The following is a 13,674-nucleotide window of genomic DNA, read 5'->3' on the forward strand; positions in this document are numbered from 1 at the left end:
CGTCCTCACCCCTGCACCCCCGTCGGCTCCCCGGCGACCCGCTCACCGGAGGGGTGCGCGAACGCCTGCCAGGCGTCGTCCTGCGCCTGCAGCAGGTGCGCGTACGAGACGTCCGGGCGGGCGACGCCGAAGGCGCGGGCCCGGGCCAGGACCCGCTCGGCCCACGGCCGGTGCGGGCCGGCCTCGTTCATCTTGTTGCGGTAGCTGGAGGCCATGACCCCGCCGGCGGACTGGGCCAGGACGTCGGAGGCGTCGCAGAAGTCCTCGTGGGTCACGACCGACACCGCGTGCACGACGGCCACGTGCGAGGGGTGGATGACCGTCTTGCCCTGCAGGCCGTTGACGCGGTCCAGCTCCAGCTCGCGCACCAGCCCGTCGAGGTCGTCGGCGATGAGCTGCTCGCGCAGGTCCTCGGCGCCGGAGCCCGCGAAGGGCCCGGCGGCCAGGGTGGTGCGGAAGACCCGGGGGCCGGAGGTGAAGTGCTCCCACACCGGCGCGGTGATGGGGTAACCGCTGCCGTCGGCGCGACCGAGCACGTTGATGACGTCGCCGAGGACGCCGGCGACGACCCGCACGTCCCACACCGTGGCCCCGCGCGGGCGGCGCAGGCCGTAGGCGGCGGACAGGTCCGTGGCGCCGGTACGCACGGCGAGCACCAGGTCGCGGTGCTCGTCCAGGACGGCCCGCACGGCGAACAGCGCGTCGTGGCGGGTGTCGAGGTGGGCGATGTCGCGGCTCTCCAGCACGGGCATCGCCCACAACCGCCGGCCCGCGAGCTGCGAGGCGCGCCGCACGGCCTCCATCCAGCGCCGCGGGTCCGGCTGGCCCGAGCCACCGAACTTCGGCAGGACGAACCCCTGCAGGCAGTCCACCCCGACGCCGCTGCGCTCGACGACGGCGAGGAGCTGCTCGGGGGTGCGCGCGCGCACGAACAGCATCAGCGGCGGGCCCTGGGACCACTCGGGTCGGCGGGCGAGGTCGGCGAGCTCGCGCACCAGGGTGTCCTCGGCGTGGCCGACGCGGTCGTCGGGCACCGAGTCCTCCAGGCACGCCACGGCGCTGCGCACCCCGCGGCGGGCCAGGCGCAGCAGGTCGCCGGCCAGGCGCTGGCGGGTGGCCGGGGAGTAGATCGTGGCGCCGAGCGCGGTCGCGAGCTCGTCGCGCCCGGCGGCCAGGTCGACCGGCTGCGGGGGGTGGAGGAACAGCGCGTCGGTGCGCCCGGGGTCGAGCTCGGCGAAGTGGCGCACGGCGGCGCTCCTCCTCCCGTCGGGTTGGAGAGGTGGGCGGGGTCTTCGGTGGGCGGCGGGTGCCGCTCAGAGGTGCGGGGTGATCGCCGGCAGGAGGTCGCGGAAGGTGCGCCCGGAGGCGGGCTGGCCGATGGCCGTCATGGACCAGCCGGAGCCGTCGCGGCTGAGCTTGGCCATGACCTGCGCGGTGTGGCTGCCGGAGCCGGTGAGCTGGTACCGGGCCAGCTCCACCGCCTGCGGCTGCGCGGTGTCCAGCAGCCGGCAGTAGGCGTTCTCGATGGAGGAGAAGTCCTGGCCGGTGAAGCTGTTGACCGTGAAGACCAGCGAGACGACCCGCTCGGGCACCGCGGGCAGGTCCACGACGATCACCTCGTCGTCGCCCTCCCCCTCGCCGGTGAGGTTGTCGCCGGTGTGGGTCACCGACCCGTCCCCGCTGCGCAACTGCTGGAACCAGGCGGTGTCCACGAGCTGCCCGGAGGCGTCGAACAGCAGGCAGGAGGCGTCCAGGTCGACGTCGATGGACTTGCGGCGGCCCAGGAAGCCCTTGGCGACGGCGTCCCAGCCCAGGCCCATCGAGACCCGGGTGAGCGAGCCGCCACCGGCCTTGCTCAGCGACAGCTTCTGCCCCTTGGTGAGGTCGACCACGTGCTCGCTCCTTCTCGTCGGGTGTTCTCGGGTGCTCAGGCGTGCCGGGGGACGGTGCCGCCCGGGTCCCAGGCCAGGTCGTCGAAGCCGTAGGCCTCGGCGACCTCCTGCTGCGGTCCGGTGAAGAACTCGTTCTCGCGGCGCACCACGAGCTCCCCGCCCACGTCGTGGACGGAGACCAGGGCGCAGGTGCGCGCGCCCGCCGGGGGGTCCGCGGCCCACGCCTGCAGCCGGGCACCGTCGCGGCGGCGCAGCGTGGCGCGCGGGGCCAGGGCGGTGAAGTCCGGCGGCTGGGGGCGCACCGCGTAGACGTAGAGCACGAGGCGGCGCAGGAGCTCCAGGTGGCGGGTGTCCACCAGGAGCTCCTCACCCTCCTCGCTGCGCGCCCCCAGGCGCAGCACCTGGCGGGCGCCGTAGCCGGGGGCGGCGAGCAGGTCGCCCAGGGACTGCACGAGGCCGCTGCGCCGGTCCCGGGTCTCCCACAGGCACCCCAGGTGCAGGTCGGTGGAGCGCTGCAGGCCGGAGGCGCTGCGCTGCGGCTCCCACTCCAGGAGCACGCGCAGGGTCCCCGTCCCGCGCTCGGCGGCGGGCACCCGCACCGAGGGGCGCTCGTCGTCGAGCACGAGGAGCGACTCGGAGCGCCGGGCGCTGCCCACCGCCGCGGCGGGCACCGGCGGCGCGGGTGCGGCGGGGCGCGCCGCGACCGGGGTCCGCGCGCGCACCACCGGCGGCGCGGGCTCGGCGCGGGGGGCGGGCGAGGGCGCGGGGCGAGACGGGCGGCGGGGCTCCAGGTGGTCGCCCAGCGTGCGGTCGCTGCGCCGCGGCCCCGGGCGCCCGAGGAAGTTGTGCACCTCCTCGGCCGGCCTGTTCGCCCCCGCCACCCCGTCCTCCTCCGTGCTCACCGCCCCGCGCCGCCCGGACTCCCGCGCCGTCTCCCGCGCCGTCAGTGCGCCGTCAGTGCGCCGTCAGTGCGTCTCCGCGTGCGCCTGGACGTGCGCCTCCTCGGGGTGGCGGCGGTTGCGCACGATGGAGCTGATGAGGGCCGCCACGATGAAGGCCAGGCCGATGAGGCCGGTGACCACCTCGGGGATGTGCACCTCGATGCTGATGATGAGGATGACCGCCAGGGCGCCGATCGCCCACAGGGCGCCGTTCTCCAGGTAGGGGTACTGCGCCAGCGTCCCCTCCTTGACCAGGTGCACGGTCATGGACCTGATGTACATGGCGCCCACGCCCAGGCCGATCGCGATGATGATCGGGTCGGAGGTGATGGCGAACGCGCCGATGACGCCGTCGAAGGAGAACGAGGCGTCCAGGACCTCCAGGTACAGGAACAGGAAGAACGCGGCCTTGCCGGTGGCCTTGGCCACGCCGCTCGGGCCGCCGGCACCACCACCGGTGGTGCTCGTGCCGTCCTGGCCGGGCACGGGCGCGCCGCCGCCCTCCAGCGGCGTGCCCCGCTCCGCCTCGGCGTGGCCCTCGCCGTGCTCGAGGTGGTCCTCGACGTTGAAGAGCTCACCGAGGCCGTTGACCAGCAGGTAGGTGAGGATGCCGGCGAGCCCGGACGCCAGGACGGTGCGCCCGTGGTCGGTCGCGAACGTCTCCGCCGCGACGAGCAGCACCGCGCCGGCGACGACGACCTGCACCGCCTCGAGCTTGCCCGCACGCTCCCCGAAGCGCTCCAGGGGCTTGAGCCAGTGGTGCTCCTTCTCGCCGAAGAAGAAGTTGAGGAACAGCATCAGCAGGAACATGCCGCCGAAGGCCGCGATCGTCGGGTGCGCCTGGTTCAGCTCGTACCCGTAGGTGCCGGGCTCCTCGGGATCGCCGCCCTGCAGCGCCAGCTCCACCGTCTCGACCGGGCCCAGTCCCGCGGTGACGCTGACCAGCAGGATCGGGAAGACGAGCCGCATGCCGAAGACGGCGATGATGATGCCGACGCTGAGGAAGATCTTCTGCCAGAAGTCGCTCATCCTCTCCAGCACCGTCGCGTTCACGACGGCGTTGTCGAAGGAGAGGCTGATCTCCAGGACGCAGAGGATGGCCACCAGCAGCAGTGCCTGGAAGATGCCCAGGTGGGCCGACAGGCCGTACCAGGCGGCCAGCACCAGCCCGGCGATCGTCACGGCGAACGACCAGCCGTAGGTCTTGAGGATCACGCGTCTGCTTCCTGTTCGTTCGGGCCCGCCGCGCGGGTCGGTCACCGCACCTTCTCAGGAGCGGCGCGGCGCGGCGAACCGCCGCGCGGCCCGGGGCCGCGCGGCGGTGTCCCGCCCACCGCGGCGGGGACGTGTCAGACGCTGACGCCGAAGTCCGTCGCGATGCCGCGCAGGCCGTCGGCGTAGCCCTGACCCACGGCGCGGAACTTCCAGTCGGCCCCGTTGCGGTACAGCTCGCCGAAGACCATGGCGGTCTCGGTGGAGGCGTCCTCGGTGAGGTCGTAGCGGGCGACCTCGGTGCCGCCGTCGGCGTTCACCACGCGGATGAAGGCGTTGCGGACCTGGCCGAAGGACTGCTTGCGGGTGTCGGCGTCGTAGATGGCGACGGTGAAGACGACCTTCTCGATCTCCGCGGGGATGCCGGAGAGGTCGACGTTGATCTTCTCGTCGTCGCCGTCACCCTCACCGGTGCGGTTGTCGCCGGTGTGCTCCACGGAGCCCTCGGGGGACTTCAGCTGGTTGAAGAAGACGAAGTAGCCGTCGTTGGGGACCTTGCCGTTGGCCCCGACCATGATCGCCTGCGCGTCGAGGTCGAACTCCGAGCCGGTGAAGCTGTTCGCGTCCCAGCCGAGCCCGATGACGGCGCGGGTCATGCCCGGCGCCTCCTTGGTGAGGGAGACGTTGCCGCCCTTGCTGAGGCTGACGCCCATGGTGTGCGCTCCGTTTCGTCGGTCGTGCGTCGGTCGTCGTGCGTGGTGCTGCACGCGTGTCTACCGCGTGCGGCCGTTCCCCGCCCCCGCTGAACGTGCACGGGGGGGCGGGTGGTTCCGCCGGGCCGGCCCGCGGCCGCGACCCGGCCGCGGGCTCAGCCCCGCGAGCCGGAGAAGAGCCCCCCGATGGCGCCCAGGCCCTGCTGGTCCGGCTTGACGGCGTTCTTGGCCAGGGCCTTCGCGAAGCCCTCGATGGTGACGGACTGCAGGATCACGCGTCCGTTGCCGCGCAGCGTGGCCAGCGTCAGGCCCTCGCCGCCGAAGACGGCGCTCATGATGCCCTGGCGGTTCAGCCGCCCCACGGTCTCCACGCTGTACTCCACCCCGTCGTCCCAGGCGACGATGCAGCCGGTGTCCACGCGCACCGTGCCGCCGTAGTCGGCGGGGTTGAGGTCGATGAAGTCCCCGGCCCCGGCGATGAGCAGCGAGCCGCGCCCGGTGAACCTCTCCAGGATGAAGCCCTCGCCGCCCATGAGCCCCTGGCCGAGCCCGGAGAAGGCGATGTCGAAGCGCACGCCGGCCTCGGCGGCGACGAAGGCGTCCTTCTCGGCGAACCAGGTGGTGGAGCCGTCCAGCTCCAGGTGGCGCATCTCGCCGGGCAGCACGCCCGCGAGGCCCAGCAGGCCGTCACCACCGGGGGTGCTGAAGTGCTGGAAGGCGAACGACTCCCCCGCCAGCACGCGCTTGCCGGCGCCCACCGCGCCGCGCAGGAGACCGCCCAGGCCGCCCTCGCCGCCCTTCTCCCCCGGCGCGGTCAGCTTGGTCTCCATCACCACGTCCCCGGAGGAGAACAGGAACTTGCCCGCCTCCGCGTAGACGACCTGCCCCGGTCGCAGGGTGACCACCGCCATCTGGGTGGTCGTGCCGACCAGCTGCACGTCCAGGCTCACGATCCGCTCCTCACCGTTCGCTCCTCACGGCCGGCGCCGGCTCCGGCGACGGGTCCGGCGACGGCGCTCACAGGTCCAGCTCGCCGCGGCGGAACTTCGACTCCAGGAACCGGCTCTGCTGCAGCTGGCGGTCCACGTCGGCGTCGTGCACGGCGTCGCGCAGCCGCCGGCAGCCCTCCAGGAGCAGGTGCAGCTGGTTGCGCAGCTCCTCGGCCGGGGTGGTCCCGGCGGGAGTGCGGTGCTCACGGGCGTAGTCCGCCGGCAGGGCGAGGTAGTCCTCCACCGTGCGCGGCAGGTGCTCGGTGGCCAGGGTCTCCACGTCGTGGCGCACCCGCGGGTCCGCACCGCCCTCGGCCACCCGCAGCAGCAGGGGTCCCAGCAGGTCCGCGACCTCGTGCACGAGCACGACGTCGGTGCGCTCGAAGCGACCGCTGGCGTCGACGCGGTGCACGGTCGCGATGAGGGCGCGCTCGGCGTCGCTGACCGGGGGCACCGCGTCCGGCGGGCGGCGCTCGGGGAACGGCCGGGGCGGGACCGCACCGGCGCGCGGGTGCGCCGGGCCGGTGAGCGCGGGCGGACCGCCCGCGGCCTCGGCGCGCAGAGCCCGCATCTCCCGCTTGCGGCGGCGCCGCAGCTCCTTCTTGTGCGTCTCGTAGGCCGCGTTGGCGCCGATCCAGGCGAACATCACCACCAGGGCCACGGCGGCCCAGCCCACGGCGAAGAAGGTGATCCACAGGCCCATCCAGGCGAAGCGGACCGCCTGCAGGACGGGGTCGGGGACGAACCCGACCTTCGGCAGGGTGGCGCCCAGCGGGCTCAGGCGCGACTCGTCGATGCCCAGGGCCTCGATCTCGCGGGCCTCGGCGTCGTCGGGGCTGCACGCCGCGTGCGACCCGCTCGCCCCCTGGCCCCCCTTCCCCCCGCGCGGCTTCCCGCGCTTCGCCGGCGGCCGGGGCGACGGGGAGGGTGGCCTCGGCTGGAACGGCGCCGGCGGGGACGTCGAACGGGCGGGGACGGCGGCCCCCGAGGCCAGCGGCTCTACCGGCGCCCCGTGCGCCCGCTCCGGGAGCTGCTCCCCGCCCTTGCCCAGGTCGACCCCCACGACGCCTCCTACAGGTCCAGGTCCGAGCGGCGGAACTTCGCGTCCAGGAAGCGGCCCTGCTCGCTCAGCAGGCGCGCGTCGTGGTCGTACACGGCCTGCTGCAGCTCGCGCGCCCCCTCCAGCAGCAGCCCGAGCTGCTTGACCAGCTCCTCCGCGGGCGTGGTGCCCGCCGGGCCGCGGTGGTGCAGCGCGTAGTCCTCCGGCAGGTCCAGGTAGCGCTCCAGCGCCTGCGGCAGGTACTCGGTGACGATCGCCTCGAGGTTGTGCATCTCCTCGACCTGCGCGCCGCGGCGCGCGACGTGCGCCAGCAGGGGCCGCAGGACGTCCTCGACCTCCCGCACGGCGGGCACCGCCCCGTCGGGCAGGCGGCCGCCGGCGCGGTTGGCGCGCTGCACGGTCCCGCGCAGCCGGGCCTGCAGCGCCTGCACCGGGTCGGCCGGCTCCACCGGGACGGGCGGAGCCTGCTCCAGCGCCCCCACCTCGCCCGTGAAGGCGGCCTTGATCCGCAGCCAGCGCGAGTTCGCCATGATCGAGTGCACCAGCCCCAGTCCCCACGTGCCGAACACCAGCAGCAGACCCAGCACGTTCAACAGCAGCGCGTCACCGGCCAGCAGCGCGAAGGACACCCCGGAGGACGCGAAGTACCCCGCGGCGGCCGCGATCCACGCCGGCCGACGGCCGCGCAGCCCCATGTACAGGAACGCCAGCCACGGCAGCCCCACCGCGGGGATCGCCAGCCACCAGGAGTTCACCGCGCGCCAGGCGCGGCTGCGCAACCGTCGGGAGACCACCTCCGGCGGCGCCTGGGCCGGGCCGCGCCGGCGCACCACGGCGTCGCTGCTGCCGGCCCGCGCCCGCAGCGACCGCGGCGCCCGCTCGGCCACCTCGCTCACCGCCCCGGCCCCGGCAGCGCCGGGCCGGAGCCGTCGCCCTCGCCGTTGCGCGCCCGCTCCAGGTAGGAGCGCGAGCGGTGCACCTGCCCCTCCAGCGCGTCCACGGTGGAGGCCATGCTCACGACGGCCTGCTGCTTGAAGGTGTCGATGGCGTCCATGGTGGCGAAGACGTTGTCGAAGGCCTTCTGCAGCGTCGCGACGTCCACCGTGGCCGTGGAGGCCTGCTGGTGGATCTGCCCGGTCTGCTGCTTGAGCATCTCGGAGGTCGACAGGATCATCTGGTTCGTCGTGGTGTTCAGCGCGTTGATCTGGTCCAGCACGAGCTTCTGGTTGGCCAGCGCCTGCGCGACGACCACGGCCGTGCGCAGCGCCGCGACCGTGGTGGTCTGCGCCCGGTCCACGCCCTTGATGAGCTCGATGTTGTTCTTGCGCACCAGGTCCAGGGCCAGGTAGCCCTGCACGCTGACGGCGAGCTGGGTCAGCAGGTCCTGGTGGCGCTGGCGGATCGGGAACAGCGCGTCCGCCGTGAGCGCCTCCGCGGCCTGCGGGTTCGTCACCCGCAGCTCCTCGATCTTGGCGACCGTGGCCTCGTCCAGCGCCTTGGCGAGGGTGGCGTACTCGGTGAGCTTGCCCATCGTGGCCCACAGGTGCTGCTTCTCGGACTCGATGGAGGCGTTGTCCCTGCGCAGCTCGTCCTGGCCGCTGGCGAGGGCCTTGATGATGGCGTCCAGCTGGGACTGGGCGTCCTGGTAGCGCTCGAAGTACCGCTGGATCTTGTTGCCCATCGGGATGATCCCGAGGATCTTCTTGGCACCCTTGAGGTCGGCACGGCCCGGGTCCAGCTCGGTGACCGTGCGGCGCAGGTCCAGCAGCGTGCCGGCGACCTTCACCTGCGCGTCCGCGCCCGGACCGGCGGCCTTCTGCCCCTTGGCCCCGGCCAGCGAGGACGCCGGGCGCTCCAGCATGCGGTTGGAGACCTGCGCCGAGGCGCGCACCTCCTGCTCCCCCATCCGCGTGATGTCGTCCACCCGCTTGGTGAAGGCGGGGCTGCGCGGGTCCTGGGCGGCCAGGTCGGCGACGAACGCCTGCGCCTTGCGGGCCAGCTCGGTGCGGGTGGCCTCGTCCAGCGGGATCATGCTCTCGGCCTGCTCGTCGGCGACGACGGGCACGGGGGCCGGGGGCGTCAGGTCCAGGTCGCTCGCGGCCGGCGCCGGCGCCGCGGGCGGCGTCAGCGGCTTGCTCAGGTCCAGCGACTCCGACATCAGGCGGTTCCCCTCGTCCTCGACCACTGCCACGCGCGGCTCATCCTAGGAGCCGCACCGGCTCAACGATCCTGGCCCCGGGAGGGTGCCCGCGGCATCCACCCGACGACGGACCCGCCGCTGCGCCCGCGGGTGGGCGCGCGCGGGGCCGGGGTCGGTCACCAGTCCTCCTCCTCCTCGTCCCGGCGGTCCTCCTCCTCCGTGCGGGCCCGCGCCAGCTCGGGCGCCCGCGCCGCCTCCTCGCGGGTGGCGTAGGGCCCCAGGAGGTACTTGCCCGGGCCGCGGTGCTCGGCGTCCTGCACCTCACCGGTGCGCGTGTCGTAGAAGTACGGTCCTGCGCTCACCGCGCCATCCTCGCCCCTGCGCCCCGCCCGCGCACCCGACCTAGACTCCAGGCATGAGCACCGGCACCACCGCCCCCGGCAGCACCGCGCCCCTCGGCGACCTCGTCCCCGGGACGGTGGGCCCGCGCAGGCCGGTGCCGGCGTCGATCGCGCGGCCGGAGTACGTGGACGAGCCCGCGCCCACCCCCTACACCGGCCCGCACGTGCTGGACCCCGAGACCGTCGAGCGCGTGCGGCGCGCCGGGCGGCTGGCGGCGCAGGCGATGGAGGAGGCCGCGAAGCTCATCGCGCCGGGCGTCACCACCGACGAGCTGGACCGGGTCGGCCACGAGTTCCTCTGCGACCACGGGGCCTACCCCTCCTCGCTGGGGTACCGGGGCTTCCCCAAGTCGCTGTGCTCCAGCGTCAACGAGGTCATCTGCCACGGCATCCCCGACTCCACGGTGCTGCGCGACGGCGACATCGTGAACCTCGACGTGACCGCCTACCTGGACGGCGTGCACGGCGACAACAACGCCACCTACCTGTGCGGCGAGGTCGACGAGGAGTCCCGGCTGCTGGTGGAGCGCACCCGCGAGGCCACCCGCCGCGGGATCAAGGCGGTCGCCCCGGGCCGGGAGATCAACGTCATCGGCCGCGTCATCGAGGCCTACGCCAAGCGCTTCGGCTACGGCGTCGTGCGCGACTTCACCGGCCACGGCGTGGGCCCGGCGTTCCACTCCGGCCTCGTCGTGCCGCACTACGACGCCGCCCCCGAGCACGCCACCGTCATGGAGCCGGGGATGGTCTTCACCATCGAGCCGATGCTGACGCTGGGCACCCACGAGTGGGACATGTGGGAGGACGGCTGGACGGTGGTCACGAAGGACCGCAAGCGCACCGCGCAGTTCGAGCACACGATCGTCGTCACCGAGACCGGTGCGGAGATCCTCACGCTGCCCTGAGCCCCCGCCGCCCCGCGAGGCTCCCCGGGCACCCCGCGAGCGCCCCGCTCGTTGCCTCCTCGACACCCGACGTCGAGAGGAGCCCGCAGTGAACGGTCTCACCACCACCGGACTGGTCCGCCCGGCCCGCGGCAAGCTGATCGCCGGCGTGTGCGCCGGCCTGGGACGCCGGTTCGGGCTGTCCGCCAACGTCGTGCGCCTGCTGTTCGTGCTGTCCTGCGTCCTGCCGGGGGCGCAGGTCCTGGTGTACCTGGTCCTGTGGGTGATCATGCCCAAGGAGGGGTCGGCGCGCGCCGTGCGCTGAGACCCGGCGCGCCCGGGCGGCGTCGCGCCCCGCCGTTGCCTACGCTCGGCGTCGTGAGCACTCCGACGGCCTCCAACAGCGGCCTGCCCGCCACCCCCTCCCCCGCACGGCCCGCGCGCGCCCTGGGGGTGGACATCGGCGGCTCCGGCATCAAGGCGGCGCCGGTGGACCTGGCCGGTGGGGAGTTCGCCGCCGAGCGGGTCCGGCTGGCGACCCCGCAGCCGGCCACCCCGGCGGCGGTCGCGCCCGTCGTCGCCGAGGTGCTCGCCGGGTTCGACACCGACCCGGACACCCCGATCGGCATCACCTTCCCGGCGGTCGTGCAGCACGGCATCACCCGCACCGCCGCGAACGTGGACCCCTCCTGGATCGGCACGGACGCCGAGGCGCTGTTCTCCGACGCCCTGGGCCGGCCCGTCCTCGTGGTCAACGACGCCGACGCCGCCGGGTACGCCGAGACGGCCTTCGGCGCCGCCAAGGGCGTCAAGGGCGTGGTCATCGTCACCACCCTGGGCACCGGCATCGGCAGCGCGCTCATCATCGACGGCACCCTGGTGCCGAACACCGAGCTGGGGCACCTGGAGATCGGTGGGCACGACGCGGAGAAGAAGGCCGCCGACTCCGCCCGCGAGCGCCACGACCTGTCGTGGCAGCAGTGGGCCAAGCGCCTGCAGCGGTACTACTCGCACCTGGAGGACCTGCTGTGGCCGGACCTCATCGTCGTGGGCGGCGGGGTCAGCAAGAAGCACGAGAAGTTCCTGCCGCTGCTGGACCTGCGCACCCCGATCGTCCCGGCGGCGCTGCGCAACGACGCGGGCATCATCGGGGCCGCCTCGCTGGCGGCGGCGCGCACGCGCCGCTGACGCGGCCCGCGCCGGCGGCGCACTAGGGTCGCGACCATGAGCGACGCGACGCTGCGGTTCGGACTCTTCGTGCCCCAGGGCTGGAAGCACGACCTGGTGGGGGTGCCCCCCGCGGAGCACTGGCGCACGATGCGCTCGCTGGCGCAGCGCGCGGACGCGGGGGACGTGTGGGAGTCGATCTGGGTCTTCGACCACTTCCACACCGTGCCCGAGCCCACCCACGAGGCCACCCACGAGGCGTGGACGCTGATGGCCGCCTTCGCCGCGGCCACGGAACGGGTCCGCCTGGGTCAGATGTGCACGTGCACGGGCTACCGGAACCCGGCGTACCTGGCGAAGGTCGCCGCCACGGTCGACGTCGTCTCGGGCGGCCGCGTGGAGATGGGCATCGGCGCCGGCTGGTACGAGCACGAGTGGCTCGCCTACGGCTACGGGTTCCCCTCGGCCGGTGAGCGCCTGGCGCGCCTGGACGAGGGCGTGCAGATCATGTCCCAGCTGTGGCGCGAGGGCACCAGCACCTTCTCCGGCAGGCACTACAGCACCGACGGGGCGATCTGCCGGCCGCTGCCCCTGCAGGACGGCGGCATCCCGCTGTGGATCGCCGGCGGCGGCGAGCGCAAGACGCTGCGGATCGCCGCGCAGCACGCGCGGTACACGAACTTCGACGGCACGCTGGAGGGCTTCACGCACAAGTCCCGGGTGCTCCAGGAGCACTGCCGCGAGGTGGGCACCGACTTCGGCGCCATCGTGCGCAGCGCCAACTACAACGTCGCCATCGGTCGCGACGAGAAGGAGGTCGCCGAGCGCGTCGCCGCCCGCCGCGCGGTGCTCGAGCGGCACGTCGGCGCCGAGGCCGCCGAGCGCGAGCTGGGCTCGATCGCCGCGCACCTGCCGGGGGTGGGCACCCCCGAGCAGATCGTCGAGAAGCTCAAGCCGATCGTGGACGCCGGCATGACCTACCCGATCCTGTACTTCCCCGAGGCGGCCACCGACACCAGCGGCATCGAGCTGTTCGAGCGCGAGGTCGTCCCGGCCCTGCGCGGCTGAGGCGGGTGCGGTGCTGTCGGGACGGGCTGGCACGCTGACGTCGTGAGCGAGGAGGACGCCCCGGCGCCGGGGGCCGTGGTGGAGCCAGACCCCGTCGGCCTCTGCGCGTTCTGCGGCGGAACGGAGGACGTCGGCGAGCAGGAGCGCCTCGGCGTGCGCGTGCGCGTGTGCGCCCGGTGCACCGCGCGCTTCTCCGCGGTGCCCGCGCCCGAGCCCGAGCCGGCCCCCGAGCCGGCCGGCGGTGCCGGCCTGCCGCCCACGCTGGGGCAGCACTCCCCCGAGGTGCTGCGGCACCTCGCACGGGTGGCCCGGATCGCCGCCGCCCGGCCGTTCACCGAGGAGGACTGCCCGCGCTGCTCGGGGGTGGTGCACGTCTACCGGCGCACCGACGGCGAGGTGGCGCGCCTGGCCAAGGAGGCGGTGCTGGCGACGGCCGTGCCGGTGCAGGACCGCTGGCGGGTGCGCGACGGGCGTGCCGAGCCGGCCGGGGACGACCCCGGCCAGGTGGGTGCCCGGCTGCTGCACGCGGTGGTGTGCGGTGCCGCTGCCGAGCCGGGCAACCCGCGGCTGCGGCAGGTGTGGCGCACCCACCGCGAGGCGTCGTCCGCGGACGACGGCCTAGGCTGACCGCGTGCCCGACGATCACGACGTGCAGGAGATCCTCGACATCGGCGGCGACGCCGTCCTGGAACGGCTGGCCGCGATGGCCGACCACGGCATGGTGCTGGACATCACGCTCTTCGCCGGGGGCCAGGTCGTCTCCGGAACCCTCATCGGCCGCGACCGCTGGCTGCAGCAGTTCAGCGAGCGCGCCGCCCGGGGCGGAGCGGGGGGCAGGCAGGTCGCGGAGGACGTGCAGCGCCTCTTCCAGGCCCTGGAGAGCAGGCGCCCCGCCGGGGAGCCGCCGCACCGCGACTTCCTGCACCTGGCCGGTGCGCAGATCGACGGCACGCAGCGGATCGCCGAGGGGCTGCTGTGGCGGGGCCGCATCAGCGAGGTCGCCGGCTGGTCGCTCGGCTCGCTGTGAACCGCCCGGGGGCCGCACCGCGGCCCCCGGGGGCGCCGGGTGGTGGACGAGCCGGCCTGTAAGCCGGATCCTGTGCCCCGCGGCGGGTGTCGCCACCCGGCGCGGGCCGCGGCCATCCCTCACGGGCGTGGGTCGCCGCCCGCCTCCAGCGGCCTACCCGGGAGCTCGGGGGGGCCGCCC

General features: G+C 74.3%; 16 protein-coding genes. 6 read left to right on the top strand and 10 right to left on the bottom strand.

The window, feature by feature from the left end; genetic code table 11:
- Positions 1 to 5: 5 nt before the first annotated feature.
- From ACRYM0_RS10215 to ACRYM0_RS10260, 10 genes are all read right to left on the bottom strand, one after another.
- Positions 6 to 1,247 (bottom strand): HpcH/HpaI aldolase/citrate lyase family protein, encoded by a 1,242-nt coding sequence (locus ACRYM0_RS10215; protein WP_432504683.1) that lies wholly within the window; start codon positions 1,245 to 1,247, stop codon positions 6 to 8.
- A 66-nt stretch (positions 1,248 to 1,313) separates the two neighbouring features.
- Positions 1,314 to 1,892, bottom strand: coding sequence for a TerD family protein (locus ACRYM0_RS10220; RefSeq protein WP_432504686.1), 579 nt, complete (start codon positions 1,890 to 1,892; stop codon positions 1,314 to 1,316).
- A 35-nt stretch (positions 1,893 to 1,927) separates the two neighbouring features.
- The gene (locus tag ACRYM0_RS10225) at positions 1,928 to 2,794 is read right to left on the bottom strand and encodes a hypothetical protein (RefSeq protein WP_432504688.1); all 867 of its coding nucleotides are present in this window, start codon (positions 2,792 to 2,794) and stop codon (positions 1,928 to 1,930) included.
- A 63-nt stretch (positions 2,795 to 2,857) separates the two neighbouring features.
- Positions 2,858 to 4,048, bottom strand: coding sequence for a DUF475 domain-containing protein (locus ACRYM0_RS10230; RefSeq protein ID WP_432504691.1), 1,191 nt, complete (start codon positions 4,046 to 4,048; stop codon positions 2,858 to 2,860).
- A 134-nt stretch (positions 4,049 to 4,182) separates the two neighbouring features.
- Positions 4,183 to 4,758: a TerD family protein gene (locus ACRYM0_RS10235; protein WP_432504694.1), complete on the bottom strand. Its 576-nt coding sequence runs from the start codon at positions 4,756 to 4,758 to the stop codon at positions 4,183 to 4,185.
- 155 nt (positions 4,759 to 4,913) lie between these two features.
- On the bottom strand, positions 4,914 to 5,708 hold the full coding sequence (locus ACRYM0_RS10240) for an AIM24 family protein (protein ID WP_432504696.1): 795 nt from the start codon (positions 5,706 to 5,708) through the stop codon (positions 4,914 to 4,916).
- A gap of 67 nt (positions 5,709 to 5,775) precedes the next feature.
- Positions 5,776 to 6,810, bottom strand: a complete 1,035-nt coding sequence (locus ACRYM0_RS10245; protein WP_432504699.1) for a hypothetical protein — start codon at positions 6,808 to 6,810, stop codon at positions 5,776 to 5,778.
- Positions 6,811 to 6,818: 8 nt separating this feature from the next.
- Complete coding sequence (locus ACRYM0_RS10250) at positions 6,819 to 7,703, bottom strand: hypothetical protein (protein ID WP_432504701.1); 885 nt, start codon at positions 7,701 to 7,703, stop codon at positions 6,819 to 6,821.
- Positions 7,700 to 8,965 carry a toxic anion resistance protein gene (locus ACRYM0_RS10255; protein WP_432504716.1) on the bottom strand — a complete coding sequence of 422 codons (1,266 nt, stop codon included), beginning with the start codon at positions 8,963 to 8,965 and terminating at the stop codon, positions 7,700 to 7,702. Before ACRYM0_RS10255 ends, ACRYM0_RS10250 begins: the two co-directional genes overlap by 4 nt.
- Positions 8,966 to 9,123: 158 nt before the next feature.
- Positions 9,124 to 9,309 (bottom strand): methionine aminopeptidase, encoded by a 186-nt coding sequence (locus ACRYM0_RS10260; RefSeq protein WP_432504703.1) that lies wholly within the window; start codon positions 9,307 to 9,309, stop codon positions 9,124 to 9,126.
- Between the two features lie 53 nt (positions 9,310 to 9,362).
- On the opposite strand from ACRYM0_RS10260, the gene map reads away from it, so the two are divergent.
- The 6 genes from map (at position 9,363) to ACRYM0_RS10290 (ending at position 13,494) form a co-directional block, all read left to right on the top strand.
- A complete protein-coding gene (map, locus tag ACRYM0_RS10265; protein WP_432504705.1) occupies positions 9,363 to 10,253 on the top strand; it encodes a type I methionyl aminopeptidase in 891 nt (296 codons plus the stop codon).
- A gap of 88 nt (positions 10,254 to 10,341) precedes the next feature.
- Positions 10,342 to 10,557: a PspC domain-containing protein gene (locus tag ACRYM0_RS10270; protein ID WP_432504707.1), complete on the top strand. Its 216-nt coding sequence runs from the start codon at positions 10,342 to 10,344 to the stop codon at positions 10,555 to 10,557.
- 83 nt (positions 10,558 to 10,640) lie between these two features.
- Positions 10,641 to 11,420, top strand: a complete 780-nt coding sequence (ppgK, locus tag ACRYM0_RS10275; protein WP_432504718.1) for a polyphosphate--glucose phosphotransferase — start codon at positions 10,641 to 10,643, stop codon at positions 11,418 to 11,420.
- A gap of 51 nt (positions 11,421 to 11,471) precedes the next feature.
- Positions 11,472 to 12,467, top strand: coding sequence for an LLM class F420-dependent oxidoreductase (locus ACRYM0_RS10280; protein ID WP_432504720.1), 996 nt, complete (start codon positions 11,472 to 11,474; stop codon positions 12,465 to 12,467).
- 42 nt (positions 12,468 to 12,509) lie between these two features.
- Positions 12,510 to 13,094 carry a DUF6083 domain-containing protein gene (locus ACRYM0_RS10285; protein WP_432504709.1) on the top strand — a complete coding sequence of 195 codons (585 nt, stop codon included), beginning with the start codon at positions 12,510 to 12,512 and terminating at the stop codon, positions 13,092 to 13,094.
- Between the two features lie 4 nt (positions 13,095 to 13,098).
- Positions 13,099 to 13,494 carry a hypothetical protein gene (locus ACRYM0_RS10290; RefSeq protein ID WP_432504711.1) on the top strand — a complete coding sequence of 132 codons (396 nt, stop codon included), beginning with the start codon at positions 13,099 to 13,101 and terminating at the stop codon, positions 13,492 to 13,494.
- Positions 13,495 to 13,674: the final 180 nt, after the last annotated feature.

This window comes from Kineococcus arenarius subsp. arenarius (assembly GCF_050871845.1).
GTDB lineage: Bacteria > Actinomycetota > Actinomycetes > Actinomycetales > Kineococcaceae > Kineococcus.

What these genes read in the sequence shown, in the direction of transcription:
- ACRYM0_RS10235 (WP_432504694.1), bottom strand. Translation starts at nt 4,758, where the DNA reads ATGGGCGTCAGCCTCAGCAAGGGCGGCAACGTCTCCCTCACCAAGGAG.
- map (WP_432504705.1), top strand. Translation starts at nt 9,363, where the DNA reads ATGAGCACCGGCACCACCGCCCCCGGCAGCACCGCGCCCCTCGGCGAC.
- ACRYM0_RS10255 (WP_432504716.1), bottom strand. Translation starts at nt 8,965, where the DNA reads ATGTCGGAGTCGCTGGACCTGAGCAAGCCGCTGACGCCGCCCGCGGCG.